21 protein-coding genes are annotated in these 22,080 nt (G+C 42.1%); 1 reads left to right on the plus strand and 20 read right to left on the minus strand.

The annotated features are described in order from the left end of the window. Positions 1-11 precede the first annotated feature (11 nt). The 7 genes from JOD21_RS00920 to JOD21_RS00950 all read right to left on the minus strand — a co-directional run bounded on the left by JOD21_RS00920 (position 12) and on the right by JOD21_RS00950 (position 8,640). Positions 12-995: an alpha-ketoacid dehydrogenase subunit beta gene (locus JOD21_RS00920; protein ID WP_039809574.1), complete on the minus strand. Its 984-nt coding sequence runs from the start codon at positions 993-995 to the stop codon at positions 12-14. A gap of 14 nt (positions 996-1,009) precedes the next feature. Beyond that, a complete protein-coding gene (locus JOD21_RS00925) occupies positions 1,010-2,008 on the minus strand; it encodes a thiamine pyrophosphate-dependent dehydrogenase E1 component subunit alpha (RefSeq protein WP_204727776.1) in 999 nt (332 codons plus the stop codon). A 19-nt stretch (positions 2,009-2,027) separates the two neighbouring features. Further along, positions 2,028-3,449 (minus strand): dihydrolipoyl dehydrogenase, encoded by a 1,422-nt coding sequence (gene lpdA / locus JOD21_RS00930; protein WP_204727777.1) that lies wholly within the window; start codon positions 3,447-3,449, stop codon positions 2,028-2,030. Between the two features lie 11 nt (positions 3,450-3,460). After that, complete coding sequence (buk, locus tag JOD21_RS00935) at positions 3,461-4,546, minus strand: butyrate kinase (RefSeq protein WP_204727778.1); 1,086 nt, start codon at positions 4,544-4,546, stop codon at positions 3,461-3,463. A gap of 63 nt (positions 4,547-4,609) precedes the next feature. Next, positions 4,610-5,704 carry a branched-chain amino acid dehydrogenase gene (gene bcd / locus JOD21_RS00940; protein ID WP_041122792.1) on the minus strand — a complete coding sequence of 365 codons (1,095 nt, stop codon included), beginning with the start codon at positions 5,702-5,704 and terminating at the stop codon, positions 4,610-4,612. Between the two features lie 16 nt (positions 5,705-5,720). Beyond that, complete coding sequence (yqiS, locus tag JOD21_RS00945) at positions 5,721-6,620, minus strand: phosphate butyryltransferase (protein WP_338032854.1); 900 nt, start codon at positions 6,618-6,620, stop codon at positions 5,721-5,723. Between the two features lie 4 nt (positions 6,621-6,624). Then, positions 6,625-8,640: a sigma 54-interacting transcriptional regulator gene (locus tag JOD21_RS00950; RefSeq protein WP_204727780.1), complete on the minus strand. Its 2,016-nt coding sequence runs from the start codon at positions 8,638-8,640 to the stop codon at positions 6,625-6,627. A 133-nt stretch (positions 8,641-8,773) separates the two neighbouring features. Here JOD21_RS00950 and JOD21_RS00955 point away from each other — a divergent pair, with 133 nt between their 5' ends. Then, positions 8,774-9,016 carry a DUF2627 domain-containing protein gene (locus JOD21_RS00955; RefSeq protein WP_204727781.1) on the plus strand — a complete coding sequence of 81 codons (243 nt, stop codon included), beginning with the start codon at positions 8,774-8,776 and terminating at the stop codon, positions 9,014-9,016. A 15-nt stretch (positions 9,017-9,031) separates the two neighbouring features. On the opposite strand, the gene JOD21_RS00960 is transcribed toward JOD21_RS00955, so the two are convergent. From JOD21_RS00960 to nusB, 13 genes are all read right to left on the minus strand, one after another. After that, on the minus strand, positions 9,032-9,748 hold the full coding sequence (locus tag JOD21_RS00960; protein WP_204727782.1) for a glycerophosphodiester phosphodiesterase family protein: 717 nt from the start codon (positions 9,746-9,748) through the stop codon (positions 9,032-9,034). 69 nt (positions 9,749-9,817) lie between these two features. Beyond that, positions 9,818-10,594, minus strand: coding sequence for a sporulation transcription factor Spo0A (gene spo0A, locus JOD21_RS00965; protein ID WP_204727783.1), 777 nt, complete (start codon positions 10,592-10,594; stop codon positions 9,818-9,820). Between the two features lie 225 nt (positions 10,595-10,819). Continuing rightward, complete coding sequence (spoIVB, locus tag JOD21_RS00970) at positions 10,820-11,815, minus strand: SpoIVB peptidase (protein WP_204727784.1); 996 nt, start codon at positions 11,813-11,815, stop codon at positions 10,820-10,822. Between the two features lie 96 nt (positions 11,816-11,911). Next, complete coding sequence (gene recN / locus JOD21_RS00975; RefSeq protein WP_204727785.1) at positions 11,912-13,606, minus strand: DNA repair protein RecN; 1,695 nt, start codon at positions 13,604-13,606, stop codon at positions 11,912-11,914. Between the two features lie 16 nt (positions 13,607-13,622). Then, on the minus strand, positions 13,623-14,072 hold the full coding sequence (gene ahrC, locus JOD21_RS00980) for a transcriptional regulator AhrC/ArgR (protein ID WP_041122826.1): 450 nt from the start codon (positions 14,070-14,072) through the stop codon (positions 13,623-13,625). Positions 14,073-14,194: 122 nt separating this feature from the next. After that, the gene (locus JOD21_RS00985) at positions 14,195-15,037 is read right to left on the minus strand and encodes a TlyA family RNA methyltransferase (protein WP_204727786.1); all 843 of its coding nucleotides are present in this window, start codon (positions 15,035-15,037) and stop codon (positions 14,195-14,197) included. 2 nt (positions 15,038-15,039) lie between these two features. Next, positions 15,040-16,929: a 1-deoxy-D-xylulose-5-phosphate synthase gene (gene dxs, locus JOD21_RS00990; RefSeq protein WP_204727787.1), complete on the minus strand. Its 1,890-nt coding sequence runs from the start codon at positions 16,927-16,929 to the stop codon at positions 15,040-15,042. 76 nt (positions 16,930-17,005) lie between these two features. Continuing rightward, the gene (locus tag JOD21_RS00995; protein WP_380269858.1) at positions 17,006-17,599 is read right to left on the minus strand and encodes a hypothetical protein; all 594 of its coding nucleotides are present in this window, start codon (positions 17,597-17,599) and stop codon (positions 17,006-17,008) included. A gap of 655 nt (positions 17,600-18,254) precedes the next feature. Continuing rightward, complete coding sequence (locus tag JOD21_RS01000; protein ID WP_204727789.1) at positions 18,255-19,133, minus strand: polyprenyl synthetase family protein; 879 nt, start codon at positions 19,131-19,133, stop codon at positions 18,255-18,257. Next, positions 19,130-19,363: an exodeoxyribonuclease VII small subunit gene (xseB, locus tag JOD21_RS01005; protein ID WP_204727790.1), complete on the minus strand. Its 234-nt coding sequence runs from the start codon at positions 19,361-19,363 to the stop codon at positions 19,130-19,132. The genes JOD21_RS01000 and xseB overlap by 4 nt, the downstream gene beginning before the upstream one ends. Then, positions 19,350-20,711: an exodeoxyribonuclease VII large subunit gene (gene xseA, locus JOD21_RS01010; protein ID WP_204727791.1), complete on the minus strand. Its 1,362-nt coding sequence runs from the start codon at positions 20,709-20,711 to the stop codon at positions 19,350-19,352. The genes xseB and xseA overlap by 14 nt, the downstream gene beginning before the upstream one ends. A gap of 65 nt (positions 20,712-20,776) precedes the next feature. Beyond that, positions 20,777-21,628 (minus strand): bifunctional methylenetetrahydrofolate dehydrogenase/methenyltetrahydrofolate cyclohydrolase FolD, encoded by an 852-nt coding sequence (gene folD, locus JOD21_RS01015; RefSeq protein WP_204727792.1) that lies wholly within the window; start codon positions 21,626-21,628, stop codon positions 20,777-20,779. Positions 21,629-21,648: 20 nt separating this feature from the next. Next, entirely contained in the window at positions 21,649-22,050 is a 402-nt protein-coding gene (gene nusB, locus JOD21_RS01020) for a transcription antitermination factor NusB (protein ID WP_204727793.1), read from the minus strand. Between the last annotated feature and the right edge of the window lie 30 nt (positions 22,051-22,080).

Here is a 22,080-nt window from a genome sequence, read left to right on the forward strand (position 1 = left end):
AACAGAGGTGATTAGTATTCAGCAAGTTCTTTCATTGCTTTTTCTACTTTATCAGGGTTCACCATAAAGAATTTCTCCATTGTAGGTGCATATGGCATTGCGGGTACATCAGGTCCTGCAAGTCGCATAATTGGTGCGTCAAGGTCAAAGAGGCAGTTTTCAGCGATAATGGCAGATACTTCTCCCATAATGCTTCCCTCTTTTGTATCTTCAGTTAACAATAGTACCTTGCCAGTTTTTGAAGCAGCTTCAATGATCGCTTCTTTATCTAAAGGATAGATGGTACGAAGGTCAAGCACGTGTACGCTGTAGCCATCTTCAGCCAGGCGTTCTGCAGCCTGCAGGGCAAAGTGTACGCATAATCCGTAAGTAATCACTGTAATATCTTCGCCTTCACGTTTCACGTCTGCTTTGCCGATTTCAATAGTATAATCTTCATCCGGCACTTCACCCTTAATCAGACGGTAGGCACGCTTGTGCTCAAAGAACATAACCGGATCGTCATCACGGATCGCGGCTTTCAGCAGACCTTTTACATCATGTGGTGTTGAAGGCATAACAATTTTCAGCCCGGGCTGGTTTGCAAATACCGCTTCAACAGATTGAGAATGATACAGCGCACCGTGTACACCGCCTCCATAAGGCGCTCTGATCACCATTGGACAGCTCCAGTCGTTATTGGAACGGTAACGGATTTTTGCTGCTTCTGAGATAATCTGGTTCACAGCAGGCATAATAAAGTCTGCAAATTGCATTTCGGCAATCGGACGCATCCCGTACATAGCAGCTCCGATTCCAACACCTGCGATGGCAGATTCTGCAAGAGGTGTATCAATGACACGATCTTCACCGAACTGGTCGTATAATCCATTCGTTGCTTTGAATACGCCACCTTTTTTCCCAACATCTTCACCAAGGACAAACACGCGCTCGTCCCGTTCCATTTCTTCTTTCATTGCTAATGTAACAGCGTCAATATATGACATTACCGGCATCGGTTTATCCTCCTTTATTCTTGTTCTGCGTATACGTATTTTAAAGCTGACTCAGCATCTGCATAAGGTGCTTTTTCAGCGTAATCAGTCGCTTCATTTACTTCTTTCATAATCCGGTCGTTGATTTCTTTTTCGAGCTCATCATTCATGACACCATTCTCTTTCAGGTAAGCACCAAACGTAATGATCGGATCAAGAGATTTCGCTTTTGCCACTTCATCAGGAGAACGGTATGCACGGTCATCATCATCAGACGAGTGCGCAGTCAGACGGTAAGAGACCGTTTCTACTAATGTTGGGCCTTCACCACGGCGTCCTCTGTCGGCTGCTTCTTTAACAGCTTTGTAAACTTCAAGCGGATCATTACCATCTACTGTAATACCCGGCATACCATACCCAATCGCACGGTCTGATACGTTTTCACATGCAAGCTGTTTTTCGATCGGTACAGAGATTGCATACTTATTGTTTTCACACATGAAGATAACGGGCAATTTATGTACCCCTGCAAAGTTTGCACCTTCATGGAAATCTCCCTGGTTTGAAGATCCTTCACCAAAAGTAACAAAAGTGACAAGATCTTTTTTCTCCATTTTACCTGCAAGAGCAAGTCCAACAGCATGCGGGACCTGAGTTGTTACAGGTGATGATCCGGTTACGATCCGCTTTGCTTTGTGACCGAAATGTCCAGGCATCTGACGTCCGCCTGAGTTAGGGTCTTCTGCTTTTGCAAAACCTGATAGCATCAGTTCACGGGCAGTCATACCAAAATGAAGCACAACCCCCATATCTCTATAGTAAGGAAGAGCATAATCTTTTTCTGTATCAAGTGCGTAGGCTGCTCCAACCTGTGCAGCTTCCTGACCCTGACATGAAATAACAAATGGAATTTTACCTGAACGGTTCAATAGCCACATACGTTCGTCGATTCGTCTTGCCATTAACATCGTTTCATATATTTTCAAAACATCTTCATTTGTCAGACCTAATTCTTCGTGACGTGAATTTGACATTTTACTTTCGCCTCCTGCATTAAGAATGAATTGCTTTTCCATCAACTGCGAGTGCTGCTTCACCGATCGCTTCACTCAGCGTAGGGTGCGGGTGAATCGTCTGTCCGACTTCCCAAGGTGTAGCGTCAAGTACTTTCGCAAGACCTGCTTCAGAAATCATATCCGTTACATGCGGTCCGATCATATGGACGCCTAAGATATCATTTGAAGCTTTATCAGCAATAATTTTCACAAAGCCATCTGACTTTCCGAATACAAGTGCTTTTCCAATTGCTTTAAACGGAAATTTACCAACTTTCACATCAAAGCCTTCATCTTTCGCCTGCTGTTCAGTCAGACCTACACTTGCAGCCTCAGGACTTGAATAAATACATTTTGAGACAAGGCTGTAATCGATCGGTTCAACTTCCATATTTGCAATATGTTCGACGGCATGAATCCCTTCGTGTGACGCCACATGAGCCAGCTGCAGCCCGCCGATCACGTCACCGATCGCATAGATATGAGATTCTTTTGTTTGTAGCTTGTTATTCACTTTAATAAATCCGTTTTCCACCTGAATATCAGTGTTTTCAAGTCCAATACCTTCAGTATTTGCGCTGCGGCCAACGGAAACAAGAATCTTTTCAGCCGTATAGGTAATCGTTTCACCTTTTACTTCAGCTGAGATGGACACTTCATCTCCAGTAGAGGCACTTTCAGCATCCACTTTAGCTGAAGTAACAATTGTAATTCCTTTTTTCTTCAGAAGCTTTTCCATTTCTTTAGACACGTCGCTGTCTTCAGTAGGAATAATACGGTCTGCGTACTCAAGCACTGTTACTTCAACACCAAAGTCATTTAACATTGAAGCCCACTCGATACCGATTACACCTCCGCCTACGATAATGATAGACTTTGGAAGCTCTTCAAGCTCTAACGTTTCATCAGAGCTCAGAATATGCTTACCGTCAATTTCAAGGCCTGGCAGAGACCGTGGTCTAGAGCCGGTTGCAACAATCACATTTTTCGGTATGAGCATTTCATTTTCTGTACCGTCAGTCATTTCCACTGAAACCGTGCCGGGCATTGGAGAGAAGATAGATGGTCCGAGAATTCTTCCAAATCCATCAAATACATCTATTTTCCCCTGCTTCATCAGATGCTGTACACCTTTATGGAGCTGGTCTACAATGGCCTGTTTTCTTTGCTGTACTTTCGTAAAGTTTAAAACGGCTTCGCTGATCTCAACTCCGAATTCTTCTGCATTCTTTGCTGTTGCGAATACTTCAGCGCTTCTCAAAAGGGCTTTACTTGGAATACAGCCTCTATGAAGACACGTACCACCTATCTTACCTTTTTCTACGATCGCTGTTTTCAATCCAAGCTGTGAAGCTCTGATTGCAGCTACGTACCCGCCAGTACCGCCACCGATAATGACGAGATCATATTCTTCTGCCATGATGATTCCTCCTAGTTCGCTGAATATATTTTTGCAGATTCTTCATTACGCAATACTCTGAGGGCACCCTCCGCGAGTGCCTGCAGTTCATTTTCGCCAGGCTGAACAATCACATCAGCAATCCAGTCAACGCGATTACTGATCAGTTCAACAAACTCTTTTCCATACGCAAGTCCACCAGTCAGGATAATCGCATCAGCCTTTCCGCTGACAGCTGCAGCGGCAGCACCGATTTCCTTCGCTACCTGATAGGCCATTGCATCATAGACCTGTTTTGCTTTTGCGTCCCCTTTTTGAATCATCTGCTCAACTTTCACTGCATCATTGGTCCCCAGATAGCCTACAAGACCCCCCTGGCCAACAAGCATTTTCATAATTTCTTCTCTATAATAATTTCCTGAAAAACATAACTCAACAAGGTCTCCAGCCGGTACGGTACCTGCCCGCTCCGGACTGAATGGCCCATCCCCGTGCAGTCCGTTATTCACATCAATCACCCGTCCATTTTGATGAACACCTACAGTAATACCTCCGCCCATGTGTGTCACGATAAAGGTCGATTCACTGTATGGCTTACCGATTTCTTTTGCTACACGGCGGGCAACTGCTTTTTGATTCAGCGCATGAAAAATACTTTTTCGTTCAATTAATGAAAATCCTGAAACCCTTGCAGTATCTGACAGTTCATCTACTACAACAGGATCCACGATAAACGAAGGAATATTCAGCCCTTCAGCAATCTCAAACGCAATAATGCCGCCAAGATTTGATGCATGCTGACCGGAGTACCCCTGTCTCAGATCTTTAAGCATTGCATCATTTACGCTGTAAGTACCCCCTTCGATCGGTCTTAGGAGACCCCCGCGGCCACATACAGCATTGAGTTTGGAGACATTCATTCCTTCTTCATCAAGTGCTTCAAGAATTGTTTTTTTTCTGAACTGATACTGGTCAATAATTTTTTCGAATTGATCAATCTCAGCAGTTTCATGGCGAATTGTTTTTTCCAAAATGGCAGTTTCATTGTCAAAGATCCCTATTTTTGTAGATGTGGATCCTGGATTGATTACTAATATACGGTATTGTTGATCCTGCACGTTATTCCCTCCAACCTACAGACCAATGCACCCGCTTTGCAGGTGCATCAGTTTATTCAAAAATTATCTTCTGCTTAAAATATTGTGTTCACTGCGAAGAAATTGACTTCTTGATTTCGCCATACTCGCAATACGCTCTTCTGCCATTCGATCAGCAGCAAGGTAGCTAGGCACCCCGTCACGCTTTGCAATCTCAAAAACACGCGCTACGTTATCATAAACTTTTTCTACATTTTTCATCGCACGTTCACGGTTATAGCCGTATAATTCATCAGCTACATTGATTACTCCACCTGCATTAATAACATAATCAGGTGCATAAACAATGCCACGCTCATGAAGAATATCTCCGTGCTTTGTTTCTCTTAACTGGTTATTAGCTGCCCCTGCGATCACATCGGCTTTTAGGACTTCAAGCGTTTGGTCGTTAATAATCGCGCCAAGAGCACAAGGTGCAAAGATATCACATTCCACGCCGTAAATTTCGTTTGGTTCAACAGCCTTTGCACCAAACTCCTCAACAGCACGCTGAACAGATTCTTTGTTAATATCTGTTACAATCAGGTTTGCTCCTTCTTCATGTAAGTGACGGCAAAGTGTGAAGGCTACATTCCCTACTCCCTGAACGGCAATTGTTTTACCTTCAAGTGAATCGCTGCCGTAAGCTTCCTTCGCTGCAGCTTTAATGCCGCGATATACGCCATAAGCTGTTACAGGTGAAGGGTTACCGGATGAGCCGAATGCAGGTGAAATACCTGTGACGTAGTCAGTTTCTTCATGGATCAGATCCATGTCCTTCACTGTCGTTCCTACATCTTCAGCTGTAATATAGCGGCCTGCAAGACCCTGGATATAACGGCCGAACGCACGGAACATCTCATCATTTTTATCTTTAAGAGGATCTCCGATGATAACTGTTTTACCGCCGCCCAGATTCAGTCCTGCTGCTGCGTTTTTATAGGTCATTCCTTTTGCCAGGCGAAGCGCATCCTCAATAGCTGCTTCTTCTGAATCGTAAGTCCACATTCTCGTACCGCCCAATGCAGGTCCAAGCGTTGTATCATGAATGGCGATAATTGCTTTCAAACCTGAATTTTTGTCCTGGCAGAATACCAGCTGCTCATAATCGTATTGCTCCATATAAGTAAATAGTTCCATCGTAATTTCCCCCTAATTAATATGATGTACAAATCGCAAGTGCTAATGAATAGAGCTTGCTTTCAGCTGTATCAGCTCTTGATGTCAGAACAATCGGCGCTTTGGCACCGGAAATGACTGCTCCTACTTTACTGTTACCAAAATACATTAAAGACTTATATAAAATATTGCCTGATTCTATTGATGGGACGAGCAGAATATCTGCATTTCCTGCTGCAGGACCTGTAATCCCTTTATGAGCGGCTGCTGTCTCTGAAACTGCATTATCAAGTGCAAGTGGACCATCAATGAGACAGCCTTTTATCTGTCCCCTTCTGTTCATTTGCGTTAACGCTGCAGCATCAAGTGTTGCCTGCATAGCAGGGTTAATCGTCTCTACAGCTGCAAGTGGTGCGACTGAAGGGTTTTTAAGACCTGTCCCGTGTGCAATTTTTACCGCATTGTTAACGATTTGCACTTTCTGATTCAGATCAGGTGCAATATTCATTGCAGCATCAGTGACAAAGATACTTCTTCCAATAGAAGGAACTTCGAATAAAGCAACGTGTGAAAGAACGCTTCCTGTTCTGAGCCCTACTTCTTTATTCAACACTGCTTTTAATAAAACAGACGTTTCGACATGCCCTTTCATCAGCACACCTGCGCGTCCTGAACTAACGAGCTTTACAGCCTCAAGTGCAGCCTGGCTATGTTCTGTATGATGAAATTCTATTGCCTCGTGCTGATCAAGAGCGGGAAATGATTGTCTGATTATAGCGTTAATGGACTGTTTATCACCAACCAGTATGAAACGGCCCAGCTTTTTTTCAATCGCCATCTCCACCGCTTTCAGTACTTCCTGGTCTTCTGCAGCTGCAACAGCTACCGTTGCTCCCGCAGCCGATTCAGCTTTTCTGAAAATATCTTCAAAACGTATCAATCTATCCACTCCTTTCAATTTCAACCTGGTATTTCTCAATTTTGTAATATAAATTCCGGATTGAAATATCAAGTTCCTTTGCTGTTGCTGTTTTATTGCCGCTATGCTTTCTTAAGGTCTGTTCTATAATTTCTTTTTCAACGTTTTCCAGCTGTTCTGCCAGTGGCCCATTCATCTCCCGCTTAAACGACTGCTCGGTCTGAAGTGGTATTAAGTGCTTATGCTCAATCAGTTCTTCTTTAGGATCCATAAATATCATTGCTCTGCTTAATACATTTTCAAGCTCCCGTACATTTCCGGGCCAGTCATGATGGATTAACTGATCAAGCGCTGATTCTGAAATTCCTCTTACCGTTCTGCCAAATGATTGATTCAGCTTCAAAATTAACCTTTCACAGATGGCAGGAATATCTTCCTTATGCGTTCTGAGTGCAGGCAGCTGAAGCGTCAGCCTTGATAAATAATAGTAGAGCTCTTCCATAAACTTACCTTTTGCGATTGCCCGCTCCAGATTAATATGGGAAGCCGTGATCACCCTTGCATGTAACTTCTTTGATGAGTTGCCATTGTTTGCAGGGAGATTCTTTGTTTTGAGTGCTTTAAGAATCATTTCCTGTGCATCAAGACTCAGTTCTCCAATCTCATCAAGAAAAACAGTTCCATCTCCCGCTTTCTCGAATACCCCTGGTGAGGAGCCGTTGCCAAAAAGCGTCTCCTGCAGGAATACTGATGGCATACTGCCGCAGTTCACTCTGATAAATGAGTTATACTTCCGGTCACTTCCGTTGTGGATCGCATTAGCAAAAAGTTCTTTCCCGCTTCCCTGTTCTCCTCTTAAAAGAACGGTGGTCCCGGTCTTGGAAGCAACTTTTGCCTGTTCAGTAACGAGCATCATTTCATCAGAACTGCCTAAAATATCTTCAAACGTATATTTTGCTTCAAGTGACCGGATAATCCTTCTGGCCCTGTCTAGCTCACTCGTCAACTGATGTATTTCTGACAAATCATGTATGACACCAACGCTTCCTTTTAATTGCCCATTCACGATGATCGGAGCTACGTTAACAGCCACTTCTTTTTTATTTGGTCCGACAACCATTTTGACACCGCGGACTGCACGTCTGGTTTTAAGTACCTTCATATGCATACTTTCACCTTCAGAAATATCTGCTTCTGCCGGCTGGTTAATCACTTCAGCTTCTGTAAGCCCGGTTAACCTCGTATATGCACGGTTGATCATAATACCGCGACCCTGCTCATCAACAACTGAGATTGCATCATCACTTGACTGGATGATCGCCTCTAGCATCGTTTGAATTTCTTTCAGATTCGTCATCTCTTCAGCCAGGTTAACGACTTCAGTAATGTCTTTAAAAACTGCAAATGCACCTATAATATCGCCCGATTCATTTACCATCGGGATTCTTGTAGTTACGACTTTAGTTCCATTATCGAGCATGAGCTCCTGATTGTTTTCAGCTCTGCCGGTTTCAATAATTCTTGGCAGACCGCTGAGAGGCACAACCTGATAGATAGACTGGTGAAGTGCTTTCTTTTTTTCAATGCCAATCATGTCAGCAGCCCGGTCATTAAATAAGATAATTCTGTGATCACAATCAATTCCGATCATGCCGTCATGTGTGGAATTCATTGCAAGTTCCCGTATGTAAGAATCATGTTCTAAATGTGAAATAAGCGATTCTTTTTCTGTCAACAGTTGAAAAATAAGTGAAGCTACACTTCCTGGTATTAATACTGTCCTTTTAGATCTGGCTTCTCTCAAATGATTAAAAGTTTCTTCATCCCCAGTTACATCAATTATGATATCTGTTTCGATGCTTAAAAACTTTTCCCAGTGTTGGCCTGTCTGAATGCCCATAGATTGTGCCAATATCAGACCCGGCGCTTGCGGATCGTGATCGACAACTGCATACACTTGAAAAGCATCACTTTCAGCCATCACTTGCAGCAGGGCGACACCTCCACGCCCAGCTCCGACTATCAGCACTTTTTGCAATATATTTCATCCTTCCCTTATGTTCACGCAATATCTTGCAACCTCTTACATTGTACATGAAAGCCTTTTCCTTGACAATGATTTTTATACATCGCATAGTTTGTACATAATGATTGATATAAGGAGTTTAGTTATGGCACGAATTATTGCACTTATTATCCTGCTGATACCGGGTGTTATTGCTGCTTACGGTATTAAATTGATGAGGGATATGTTTTTTGGCATACAGGCTTCCTGGATGCCTTCCCTTGCACTGCAGTTCTTTTTGGGACTTTTAATGTTTCTAGCAGGCTTAAGTTTTATTGGCGGATTTCTTCTGCACAGAGACCGTAAGAAGAATAAGGTACAGCAGCGATTTATTAAAAAAAAGGAGTAAAAGCATGATTTGCTTTTACTCCTTTTTATCTTTAAATTTCTGAGCGAGATCCGGATAATCGGTTATCACACCACTGAGTCCTTCATTCATCCACTTTTGAATAAGCGGAGGCCTATTTAACGTATACAACCTCACAGGTATCCCATGACGCTGACAGTCTCTCATCAACTGCGGGGTCATGACTCTGTAATTCGCATGGATCGCGTCTGCATTTAATGATTGTGCCAGCAAAACAGGGTTGATACCTTTTCTTGAATAGAGTGCAGCAACCTCACATGTCGTAATCTTTTTGAGTATTTTCACACTTTCATGGTTAAACGTTGAATATATAATACGACCTTCCAGCTGATATTTTGCAACTTTTTGCACAACTAATTCTTCAAGCCCTTTGTAAAACACTTTATCATTTTTTAATTCAATATTAATGATCATCTCATTTCCCTGTGCCCATTCGAGTACGTCATCAAGTGATGGGATCTTCTCTTTCCTGAGCCAGCCGCTTTTAATAGAAAGCTTTTTTAACTCTTCCAGGGTCATGTCTTTAACTGCCCCTCTCCCATTTGTGGTGCGATTAACAGTTTCATCATGAATGACGACAACTTCAAGGTCCTTTGTCATATGAACATCGAACTCCAAACCGTAACAACCGGTTTTCTCAGCCTTTTTGAAAGCAAGCATAGTATTTTCCGGGTATGTACCGGAACTGCCACGGTGGGCGAATATGTGCGACACAGCAATCACCTCTCATTATATGTATGAAAAAAACGCCAGTGCAGTTACCGGCGCTTCAGTCTGTTGTTTTCAGCTTGCTTTATGTTCAAGTCTCAGCTTATCAGCAACCATCGCAATAAACTCACTATTTGTCGGTTTTGACCTCGCTGCAGAAACCGTATAGCCAAACATATTTGTGATCGCATCTACATTACCACGATTCCATGCAACCTCTATTGCATGACGAATCGCTCTCTCAACGCGGGAAGAAGTTGTATTAAATTTCTTAGCAATATCAGGATAAAGAATTTTTGTAATGGACCCAAGCAGCTCAATATCATGATAAACCATTGAGATCGCTTCTCTTAAATACATGTACCCTTTTATGTGTGCCGGTACACCTATTTCATGGATCACACTGGTGATACTTGCATCCAGATTTGGTTTTTTATTTTTTTCTTTTTTTGGTCCATTCATTAATGGCCGATCTTTTTTACCAAGTACCTGACGAATCACCTGGAGCAGGTTTTCCATATCAAAAGGCTTTAAAATAAAGTATGAAGCACCGAGTTCGAGTGCTTTCGTTGTGACATCTTCCTGGCCGAATGCAGTCAGCATAATCACATGGGGATTTTTTTCGAGTTCAAGCTCTTTCATTTTCTCCAGCGCATTCAGCCCATCAATATGAGGCATAATAATATCAAGCAGACAAACATCTACTGAAATTTCTTCCACCATATCAAGAAATTCCCGTCCATTAAATGCTGTACCTACTACCTCCATATCCGGCTGGTTGTTAATAAACGTTTCAAGTGTTGACACCAATTCCCGATTATCATCGATAATGCAAACCTTCATCTTCTCCACTCATATTCCTCCCCATCATGATTTCTCACTTAATGTATTCGACAAGTTGAATACATCCCCTTTTTATTTTAAGACTTTTTTTATAAATTAACAAGTTTTCTTTCGAAAGCTCACTTTTACTCTGCTTTTCGATATATTTCAACAATAACTGACATAATGTCGAATTTATAAACAGTTTATCACGGAACTTTTGTAATCACAAAAGAAGACAGACAAAAAAACAGGCTAAGAAGCCTGTTCATGTAACATATCCTCTATATATAAAGCGTAGCCTTCATTTGGCTGATGAATCAGCACATGAGAAACTGCTCCTACAAGACGGTTTTTCTGAATAATGGGGCTTCCACTCATCCCTTGAATAATACCGCCTGTTCTTTCAAGCAATTCCGGGTCGGATAAACGGATTTTTAATCCTTTACCTCCAGTCGGAAGATCAGTTTCAGTTTCGAGAATTTCTATCTCAAATGATTCTATCTCATGACCGCTGACAACTGTCAAAATCTCTGCTGCTCCTTTTTGAACGTCAGCTCTTTCAGCTGTACTGATTGTTTTTTGATTCCTGAGTGCACTTGTGCTCTTGAAAAGTTCACCGAATATCCCGCTTGATGCATTCTTTTTTATGTCACCGAGCATCCTAGTTTTATCATCAAAATATGCAATTTTTCCACCGGGACTGCCTGCTCTGCTTTTTTGGATATCTTTCACTTCAGCTTCTTTAATATGACCGGATTTCATCTCAACCGGCAGTTTTGTATGCTGCTCTGACACTACATGACCCAATGCACCGAATTGAAGCGTGTCAGGATTAATAAAAGTCAGTGTTCCGACACCATAAATTTCATGCTTCGCAAAAAATCCGAGCTGGTTCTGGCCATTTTCACTTTTCATCAACTGTACTTGTTTTGTCAGGGTTTGATGATCACGGATGACTTCTAAGCTGACTGTTTCCTGCTTGTTAATTGAATGAACCACTTTATTGAGTTCATCTGCCGTACGAACACGTATACCATTTACACTGCTGATTCTGTCACCTATTTTAATTCCTGCGCTTTTAGATGGTGAGCTGTTATTTTCTGTAGAATAAAACCCTGTCACTAATACGCCATCGGTTTCAAGCACAATCCCTATAGATTGCCCCCCGGGTATCAGTTCTGCTGCAGTACCAGGCTCTGCAGGTATGATCCACACCATCACTATGACAAGAATCAGCCTTCTGATCATATACTCGCCTCCTTTCCGTTGTATTAATAATGTGGGCGAATGTACGAAAAATATCACGTACTTAAATGAAAAAAGCTATCCGTTAATGGATAGCTTTTACACAGCTGACTTCTTAATTGTGTGAGCTAAGTTAATCAGCTCCTCTGCATGACTGATTGTTAAATCAGTAATCTCAACGCCTGAAATCATTCTGCTGATTTCTTTCACCCTGTCTTCTTTATCAAGAGGCAGTACACTTGTATGAGTCCGGTCATTTTTAACTTCTTTAGAAATAAATAAATGGCGGTCACTAATCGCTGCAACCTGAGGAAGATGTGAAATACATAACACCTGTGAATGAGAAGAAATCGAATATATTTTCTCTGCAATGGCCTGTGCTACTCTTCCGCTTACGCCGGTATCAACTTCATCAAAAATAATGGAAGTAATGCCTTGATGCTGCGAGAAAATTGTCTTAAGAGCAAGCATCATTCTTGAAATTTCACCGCCGGAAGCGACTTTAATCAATGGTTTTAACGGCTCACCGGGATTGGTTGAAATGTAAAATTCAATGTCATCAGTCCCATCAGGCTTGTAACGGTCAGGTAAAACATCAGCAAAATGCACATTAAATACGGCTTTATCCATGTACAATGCCTTCAGTTCACCATGGATTGCTTCAGTCAGGATATCTGCCCATTTTTTTCTGACGGCAGTTAAGTTTTCTGCTTCAACATTCAGGTCTTTCTTAACAGATTCCATTCTATATTTTAATTCCTCTAGTGAAGAATCTTTATTTGTAATGGCTTCAATTTCTTCTTCAATCTTTGAAAAGTATTCCATGATTTCTTCAATTGAAGAGCCATACTTTCTTTTGAGCTGGTTGATTTCATTTAGTCTGTCTTCAATGATCTGCAGCCTTTCGGGATCAAATTCCAGACTGTCTAGATGCTGCCTGATCTCTCTTGCTGAATCCTCAAGAAGGTAAAACTGGCTGCTGACAGTATCACTGATTGATTTTAACTCACTGTCAATATCTGCAGCATGCTCGATGTTCGACATAGCGAGGCCTGTCCAGTCTAAACCGCGCTGTTCTCCCTGAAGCGCATCATAAGCAGTCTGCAGAGATTCATACAGCTTTTCAAAATTAGACAGACGGATTTTTTCTTCCATTAATTCTTCATCTTCATTTAAAGAAAGATCAGCTTCTTCAATTTCCTTATACTGAAACTGGATCAGATCAAGCCGATGAGCCATTTGCTGATCGTTTTCTGAAAGCGATCGGATCTGTTTTCTCAGCTCATCATATTTGCTGTATACTTCCTGATAATTTGTTTTTGCTTCATTAATTTCTTTACCGCCAAACTGATCAAGTAAATGAACATGGGCTGACTCATCCATTAATTCCTGACTCTCATGCTGACCGTGAATATCAATTAAAGCACTTCCGACTTCTCTCAAAATTGAGATTGTCACAAGCTTCCCATTAATTCTGCACGTACTTTTTCCTGAAGAGGAAATATCTCTTTTGAGTAAAACCATTTCATCTTCAAGGTCAATACCAAATTCTTCACATTTCACGTGTACCGGATGCCCCTCAGGAGCTGAAAATACGCCTTCAATTTCAGCTTTTTTCTCACCATGCCTGACAAATTCAGCAGACCCTCTTGCCCCAACTAAAAGCTGAACAGCATCTATGATAATGGATTTTCCTGCACCGGTTTCGCCTGTTAAAACAGTGAGACCGTCTTCAAGCGGTAAAAATAATTCATCTATGATAGCAAAATTACGTATTGATAAGTCCTGTAACAAACAATATCACCCCTGATTACAGCATATCGATAAAGCGTTTTGAAATAATGCCTGCTTCATCTTCCGTTCTGCAAATAATTAAACACGTATCATCCCCGCAAATCGTGCCGAGAATCTCATCCCAGTCCAGGTTATCTATTAATGCACCAATTGCATTTGCATTACCAGGCAATGTTTTCATCACAAGTAAATGCCCCGCACCATCTATACGGACAAACGCATCTGTCAAAGTTCTTTTCAATTTCTGTAAAGGGTTAAACCTCTGGTCAGCCGGCAGGGAATATTTGTACCTTCCATCATGTAAAGGCACTTTCACAAGATGGAGCTCTTTGATATCTCTTGAGATTGTTGCCTGCGTTACCGGAAAACCAGCATTTTTCAATTCATCTACAAGCTCGTCCTGTGTTTCAATATCATTGTTTACAATAATTTCCCTGATTTTTATATGCCTTTGCCCTTTATTTATCATAATTTCACTCCATCTGTATGAATATTTATGCTCTAATATACAGTTATCTTACCGTAGATGATCCAATTTGTACACTCACGTCCATAGCATGTATCAACTGCAAAAAAAGAGAGAGCAGCCTAGTGGCTGTTCTCTGCTTTAGCTTTTTTGAAATTGGCATGTGCTTCCTTTACAATCTGTTCCAGATTTAATTCCGGAGCGATCATTCCAGTTTCTTTTTCTGTTGTTTTCAGGTGCAATAGAAATTCAATATTTCCATCTCCACCTGTTATAGGGGAATATGAGCCTGCAAGCACCTCATATCCTTCATTAACTGCAAAATCAGATATTTTCTTTACCACTTCATGATGAACTTTAGGATCTCTGACGATGCCTTTTTTTCCGACCTGGTCTCTACCGGCTTCAAACTGTGGCTTTACAAGTGCCAGTACATCACTGCCAGGTTTTAAAAGTGTTTTAAGCACAGGCAGGATAATTCTTAACGAAATGAATGATACATCGATTGAAGCAAAATCCGGGATACCTTCTGTGAGATTATCAGGCTTAAGGTATCTGAAGTTCGTTCTCTCCATGACCACTACACGCGGATCCTGCCTCAGTTTCCAGGCAAGCTGGTTATACCCTACATCCACCGCATATGATTTAACAGCACCATTTTGCAGCGCACAGTCAGTGAAACCGCCTGTTGAAGAACCTACATCAATCATGCATTTCTCATTAATGTCAATGTGAAACTCTTTCAGTGCTTTTTCAAGCTTCAATCCGCCTCTGCTGACATAGGGCATGACTTTTCCCTTCATCGTCAGTTCTGCATCTTCCGGAATTTTCTCCCCTGGCTTATCAAGTCTGGTTTCATTATGGAAAACCAGACCCGCCATAATTGCTCTCTTTGCTTTTTCACGTGTTTCTGCAAGTCCCTGATCGACAAGCAGTATATCAACTCTTTGCTTTTTTATTTTCATGCTCAGGCTCTTTTCTCCTTCATTGGCACAATGGAACGGATTACTTTTACAGCCTGTTCAGCGGTCAGGTCAATTTCCTCTAACAGCTGATCAACATTTCCATGTTCAATAAATTTATCCGGAATTCCCATCCGTTTAATTGATGATGTAAATTGATGATCATGTGCAAACTCCAGCACTGCACTGCCAAATCCTCCCTGAAGAATAGCTTCTTCAATTGTCAGGATCGGCATATTGACTGATAATAAATCTTTCAGCATTGCTTCATCAAGCGGTTTAATAAATCGGGCATTTACTACTTTCACTGAAACACCTTCACGTTCAAGCTGTTCAGCCGCTTCGAGCGCCATTGGAATAGTTGTGCCAAAAGTCAGGATCGCTGCATCTGTTCCTTCTTTTATGACTTCCCAGCTGCCGATAGGAATTTGTTTTAGTTCATCATCCATCGGAACGCCAAGTCCATTCCCTCTCGGATATCTCATTGCAATCGGCCCGTCGTCATAGGTAAGGGCTGTATGGACCATATGCTGTCCTTCATTTTCATCTTTTGGCATCATTACAACCATATTTGGCAGACTTCTTAAAAATGATACATCGAATACGCCCTGATGGGTTTCACCATCGGCACCAACAAGACCCGCGCGATCCACCCCAATAAAAACATTGAGATTCTGACGGCAGATATCGTGTACCACCTGATCATAAGCCCTCTGCAGGAAAGTTGAATAAATCGCAAGAAACGGCTTCATTTTTTGCGTAGCCAGACCAGCCGATAACGTTGTAGCGTGCTGCTCTGCGATTCCCACATCAAACATACGGTCAGGAAACTCACTGGCAAATCCTTCAAGCTTGGACCCTACAGGCATTGCAGGAGTTACAGCTACAATACGGCTGTCCGTTCTTGCTTCTTTTCTGACTGTCTCTGCCACCAGTGCACTCCAGCCTGGTGCTTTAGCAGATGATTTAATTAAATCACCTGTATCAATTTTATAAGGACCTGTCCCATGCCATGTACCTACTGTATCGGTTTCAGCAGGATGGAATCCTTTTCCTTTTTTTGTGATGACATGAAGTAATACAGGACCCTCTGTTTTTTTTGCATATTTTATATTTTCATCAAGTTCATCGAAATTATGTCCATCAACCGGTCCCAGATAAGTGAATCCAAGTTCTTCAAAGAACATACCTGAGACAAGGAGGTATTTGAGGCTGTCTTTCACCCTCTCAGCAGCTGAGGCAAGTCTTCCGCCAACTGCAGGCACTTTTTTCATCAGGTACTCCAGGTCATCTTTAGCTTTATTATACTTCCCTGCTGTTCTCATACGTCCAAGCACACTGTGAAGCGCGCCGACATTCGGTGCGATTGACATCTCATTGTCATTTAACACCACAATCATATCTTTTTTCTCATGACCGATATGATTTAATGCTTCTAATGCCATTCCGCCTGTTAAAGCGCCGTCGCCGATGATTGGTACGACATAATTACTATCACCTTTAATATCACGCGCAATCGCCATTCCCATTGCAGCAGAGAGTGAAGTTGAGCTGTGACCGGTTTCCCATACATCATGTTCACTTTCAATCATTTTCGGAAAACCGCAGAGACCTTTATACTGTCTGAGCGTGTCAAACTGATCTGCCCTGCCTGTCAATATTTTGTGAACGTAAGACTGGTGCCCTACGTCCCATAAAAACTTATCTGTCGGACTGTCAAAATGCTTGTGCAGCGCAAGCGTCAGTTCTACCACACCGAGGTTTGGCCCGATATGTCCACCTGTTGCTGATAGCTTTTCAATTAAAAATGTACGGATCTCTTCACTGAGTCCAATCAATTCTTCTTTATTAAGTGTCTTTAAAAAACCAGGATCTTTAATGTGATTCATATCCACCCGGATCACTCACTTTCCTTATATGGCGATAACGGTCAATTGCAGCGCAAAAGATCCGGTATTGCCTGAATGAATTCTATTTCGTTTTCTTAGTATCTTTAATTATAACAATGTTGAGTTTTTCCTCAAGAAATTGTAGGGTTTTTCCCACCCTGAATATGATATCTCTGGAAAACGTGATCGCCAGTGACTTGCCCATTGCTTTTCCGCCTACAGTTAAAGCAGCAATCAGGCTTGTCAGACCGATATTAATCGAGCTTTCAATAAGTGATCCTTCGCCTAATTGCAATTCATTTGCGAGCTGGATAATAACAATTGCAGCTGCGGCTCCGCTGATGATGCCGGCAATATCACCGATCACATCGTTACAGAAGCTTGCAAACCGATCTGCGTTTCTGACGATTCTGATTGCATGCCTGGCTCCATATACCTTTTTGGCTGCCATCGCATGGAATGGTTTCTCTTCACCTGCAGCTGCAGCGATTCCGAGCATATCAAAAAATACGCCGATAATCACAATCACTAATACGACAAATAAACCGATTGTCCAGTTTACCTGATTAAGTATACTTGTTGATAAAAGTGAAAAAATAGCCGCTAACACACCTGTGATAACGGCTATTGTAACACTCCACTTTATTGATTTATGTAAAAAGTTTTTCAAAATCATCACACCAATCAAAAATAAAGGGTGGTCGCGCTCAAGGTTAACATTACGGCTTAGGTCCAGTAGGTTTTCCCAATTCAATACCAGCTGTTGCCATACTGGGGGTTTCCCATTATATCGAATTCGACAGGGTTTCCCACTGCCGGACTGGATTGCCACTTAGTCCGCACTCTAATCCCCTGAACACGGATACATACAGTCTAGGGGATTTCCCCGGCAGCCCTGCTCCTGATTCCTTATCCTCTTTTGCAGAAGTGCTTTCATATGGGCTGAAAAGAACATATTAATGGCCAACTAATGTGTTCCCTGTAACCATAATCCCCTCATCTTCCACTCAAGGCAGGCTACGCTGCGGCTGATTGTCATCACTTCCGCAGGTTCATACAATCATTCTCCTGCATATGCTTTATGCCAGCTGAAAATGAAAGCCTCCGCGGTAAGCGGGTCATCGCCCACATGCCATTGTGGATCGCCCGCAAACCTTACTCCCAGAAACAGCCCAAGGCTGGGCGCCTCAAGCCGAAACCAGGAACTTCATCGATATGCCCTTTAGTGGATTTTTAGGCCCACCTTCGGAATCGGCGGACTGACTAGAATACTGCACCACCCATTTACGGGAAGTATAACATATTCATTTTTCCGCTGTCTTGTCAGACACTCAGTTTTTTCGATTGCCGATTAGATTAGTAAGGTCGAGCAGGATCTGGGGTTCAGGATGAAGGTTTGTTAAAATCATCCGGGCCTGACGGAGATGATATTCAAGCTTTTCTTTCGCTTCGCTCATCCCTAAAATCGCAGGATAAGTACTTTTTTGGCGCCCCTCATCACTGCCTACCGGTTTGCCGATTTCTGATTCTTCACCTTCTACATCGAGTATGTCATCCCTGATCTGAAAAGCGAGGCCTATATGTTCAGCGAACGCTCTCAGCTGATTCAGCTTTTCATCATTTAACCCGCTGATCAGTCCGCCTGCTGCAGCAGCAAATTCCAATAGCCTGCCGGTTTTTCTGCGGTGGACATATTCAAGCTCTTCAAGTGTAAGTGCCATATTTTCCCCTTCAATGTCAGCGATCTGTCCGCCTACCATTCCTTCAGCACCTGCAGCTTTTGCAAGCATAGAGATCAGCCTTACTTTCGAACGGTCATCTACCGGGGAGTCAGCAATCAATTCAAAGCTTTTAGTTAAAAGGGCATCACCTGCAAGAATCGCAACTGCTTCACCATATACTTTATGATTCGTAGGCATGCCTCTTCTTAGATCATCATCATCCATACTCGGAAGATCATCATGAATCAGAGAATATGTATGAATCATTTCAAGTGCTGCAGCAGCTTTCAATCCTCTATCCGTATGCTCACTGAATGTATCAATGACTGCGAGCATCAATAAAGGCCGTATTCTTTTACCTCCTGCGCTGATTGAATAAAGCATTGATTCCTTTAGACTTTCAGGTGTCTTCAAAGATTGAATGGCTTCATTCAGTTCGGCTTCAACTTTTTGTCTATAAGTATGACTGAATTGTTCAAGTGCACTCATTCAGACAGCTCCTCAGGATCAATAGGGGTTTCACCGCGTTCTGTCATCATAACCGCGATTTGTTTTTCGGCACTTTGCAGTTTGTCATGACACATCTTTGAAAGTTCTACTCCTTTTTTATAGTAATCAATTGCCTGCTCAAGCGGCACATCACCTTCTTCGAGCTTATTCACAATATTTTCAAGTTGTTCCATCGCTTCTTCAAAAGAGTACTGGTTATTCTTTTCCATCAGTTTCACGCTCCATCTTCTGATTCACTGTACAGTGTAGATCTGCAGTTTGCATTGATACTGTTATCTTATCTCCTGGCTTTACCTGCTCGCCAGTTTTAATGAGCTCATTTGAGTCGTCATAAATAAGTGAATAGCCGCGATTCATTATTTTCAAAGGGCTTAAAGCTTCTAACGATGCAGAGGCCTGAATAAATCTCTGCTTGTTCATATTTACTTTTTTTGATGTTGTATTTTCCAGTCTTTCGGTAAGACGGTAAAGCTTATTTTTTTTGCTTTCGATCTGACTTGAGGGATTCAGTCTGAACAGTCTTTCCTGAAGCCGCTCTCTTTTTATTGAAGCTTGCTGAATGATAGCTAAACCTTCTCTATTCAGTTTTTCATCAAGTCTGTCGAGATACTGGGCATGGGGCTCAACTAACTTCCCCGGCTTTTTAAAGACCATTGAATCAGTGTTCTGTTTCAGTTTCTGCTTTTGAAATTCAATCAGCTGATTAACAGCGCGATGCGACCTCACTTCAAGTCTCATGATACGTTCACGAACTTCCTCAATGTGTGGAACGGCCATTTCAGCAGCTGCTGTTGGGGTAGGTGCCCGCAGATCAGCAGCAAAATCTGCTATTGTTACATCAGTTTCATGCCCCACTGCTGATATAACAGGGACAGGAAAAGCAGCGATTTCGCGTGCAACCTGTTCATCATTAAAAGCCCATAATTCTTCAATAGACCCTCCGCCACGCCCGATAATTAAGACGTCTAGCAGCTTATCTTCTCCTGCCGCTTTTAAAGAGGCTAATATGGAAGGGACAGCCTTTTCCCCCTGGACAGAGCAGGGATATAGACGGATTGATGCAATTGGATATCTGCGCTGTGCTGTTGTCATAATATCTTTTATGACTGCACCTGTAGCTGATGTGATCACACCAATATGCTCAGGAAAAGCCGGCAGACTTCTTTTTTTATTTTGATCAAACAGCCCTTCCTTAGAAAGCTTTTCTTTTAACTGCTCATAGGCAAGATATAATGCCCCTACACCATCCGGCTCCATTTTTTTTACGTACAGCTGGTATTGGCCACTGGCTTCAAATACTGAAACATCCGCACTAAGGAGAACCTCCATCCCGTTTTCAGGCTGAAACTTAAGTGAACCGGCAGAAGAGGAAAACATGACTGCACTGATTCTTGTTTTTTGATCCTTCAGTGTAAAGTAAAAGTGTCCGCTTCCCGGCTGCTTTAAATTGGAAATTTCTCCTTTTATTAAAACATTTGAGAGATGCGGATCTGCATCGAATTTTCTTTTTATGTATTTAGTCAGCGCGCTGACTGTTAAATATCTTAATTCAGACATATGAACACTCCCAAATAAGCAAAAGCGGTTCCGATTAAAATGACCGGAACCGCTCAGCTGAAGCTTTATTTTACCTTAGAAAACCGCTCAGCTGATTCAACTGTATTAAATAGCAGCATCGTAATCGTCATAGGACCGACGCCGCCGGGTACAGGTGTAATCGCTGAAGCCTTTGCTTTGCAGGAATCATAGTCGGCATCACCACACAACTTCCCTTCACTGTCACGATTCATTCCAACATCGATCACAACAGCACCTTCTTTAATATGCTCAGCCGTGATCAGATTATGAATACCGGCAGCAGCAACAACAATGTCAGCCTGCTTTGTATGTGCCGTCAAATCTGCAGTTTTCGAATGGCAATAGGTTACTGTTGCACTTTCTTTAAGTAAAAGCTGTCCCATCGGTTTCCCGACAATGTTACTTCTTCCTACTACAACTGCATGTTTTCCGGTTAAATCTATACCCTGAAATTCAAACATTTTCATAATTCCATTAGGTGTACAGGGATAGAAAGCTTCCCCACCAGTCTGTAATCGTCCAACATTGATCGGATGAAAACCGTCGACGTCCTTTGAAGGAGTAATCGCTTCAATGACTGAGGTTTCATCAATATGGGCCGGCAGTGGCAATTGAACAAGAATTCCATGTATAGATGGATCTTCATTCAGTTCATTAATTGTACTGAGAAGTTCTGACTCTGCAACGGATTCAGCCATCCTGATCAGTCTGGAATAAATACCTAGATTTTCGCAGGCTTTTTGTTTCATTGAAACATAAGTTTGTGAAGCCTGGTTATCTCCAATCAGCACAACCGCAAGCCCCGGAGTGACACCCTGCAGGTTTGTAATTCTTTCTTTAAGCTGTTCTCTCATTGATTGTGCAATTTTTTTACCATCAATTATTTCTGCTGACATTCAAGACTTCCTCCCGTGATTCAATCACGTGAATGAAGGTTAGACACTGCTTTTGAAAGAACTCCATTCACGAATTTACTTGATTTTTCATCACCGAAACGCTTTGATATTTCAACCGCTTCATTCAGTACTACGCTAGAAGGAACATCTTCTTTTTTATATAATAATTCATACAATGCAACTCTCAGAATGTTGCGGTCTACTCTTGCAAGGCGCTCGATTTTCCATTTTTCAAGATGATTTTGTATAATCTGATCAATTTCTGTTAAGTGGTCATGTACGCCACTAACCAGATCAGTTAAATAATCATCATTTTTTTCGCCCTCCAGAATATTTTCGATCGCTGTTTCCGGCTCCATTTCATTCATTTCCATTTGAAATAGTGCCTGCAGCGCTTTCTCTCTGGCCGTTCTTCTTTTCATTTCAGGTTTAACTCCTTCTCTAATTACATA

This window comes from Jeotgalibacillus terrae, from assembly GCF_016908195.1.
In the GTDB taxonomy this organism is placed as follows: Bacteria; Bacillota; Bacilli; order Bacillales; family Jeotgalibacillaceae; genus Jeotgalibacillus; species Jeotgalibacillus terrae.

What these genes read in the sequence shown, in the direction of transcription:
- JOD21_RS00920 (WP_039809574.1), bottom strand. Translation starts at nt 995, where the DNA reads ATGCCGGTAATGTCATATATTGACGCTGTTACATTAGCAATGAAAGAA.
- JOD21_RS00925 (WP_204727776.1), bottom strand. Translation starts at nt 2,008, where the DNA reads ATGTCAAATTCACGTCACGAAGAATTAGGTCTGACAAATGAAGATGTT.
- lpdA (WP_204727777.1), bottom strand. Translation starts at nt 3,449, where the DNA reads ATGGCAGAAGAATATGATCTCGTCATTATCGGTGGCGGTACTGGCGGG.
- bcd (WP_041122792.1), bottom strand. Translation starts at nt 5,704, where the DNA reads ATGGAACTATTTACTTATATGGAGCAATACGATTATGAGCAGCTGGTA.
- JOD21_RS00955 (WP_204727781.1), top strand. Translation starts at nt 8,774, where the DNA reads ATGGCACGAATTATTGCACTTATTATCCTGCTGATACCGGGTGTTATT.
- spoIVB (WP_204727784.1), bottom strand. Translation starts at nt 11,815, where the DNA reads ATGATCAGAAGGCTGATTCTTGTCATAGTGATGGTGTGGATCATACCT.
- JOD21_RS00985 (WP_204727786.1), bottom strand. Translation starts at nt 15,037, where the DNA reads ATGAAAATAAAAAAGCAAAGAGTTGATATACTGCTTGTCGATCAGGGA.
- JOD21_RS00995 (WP_380269858.1), bottom strand. Translation starts at nt 17,599, where the DNA reads ATGATTTTGAAAAACTTTTTACATAAATCAATAAAGTGGAGTGTTACA.
- JOD21_RS01000 (WP_204727789.1), bottom strand. Translation starts at nt 19,133, where the DNA reads ATGAGTGCACTTGAACAATTCAGTCATACTTATAGACAAAAAGTTGAA.
- xseB (WP_204727790.1), bottom strand. Translation starts at nt 19,363, where the DNA reads ATGGAAAAGAATAACCAGTACTCTTTTGAAGAAGCGATGGAACAACTT.
- xseA (WP_204727791.1), bottom strand. Translation starts at nt 20,711, where the DNA reads ATGTCTGAATTAAGATATTTAACAGTCAGCGCGCTGACTAAATACATA.
- folD (WP_204727792.1), bottom strand. Translation starts at nt 21,628, where the DNA reads ATGTCAGCAGAAATAATTGATGGTAAAAAAATTGCACAATCAATGAGA.
- nusB (WP_204727793.1), bottom strand. Translation starts at nt 22,050, where the DNA reads ATGAAAAGAAGAACGGCCAGAGAGAAAGCGCTGCAGGCACTATTTCAA.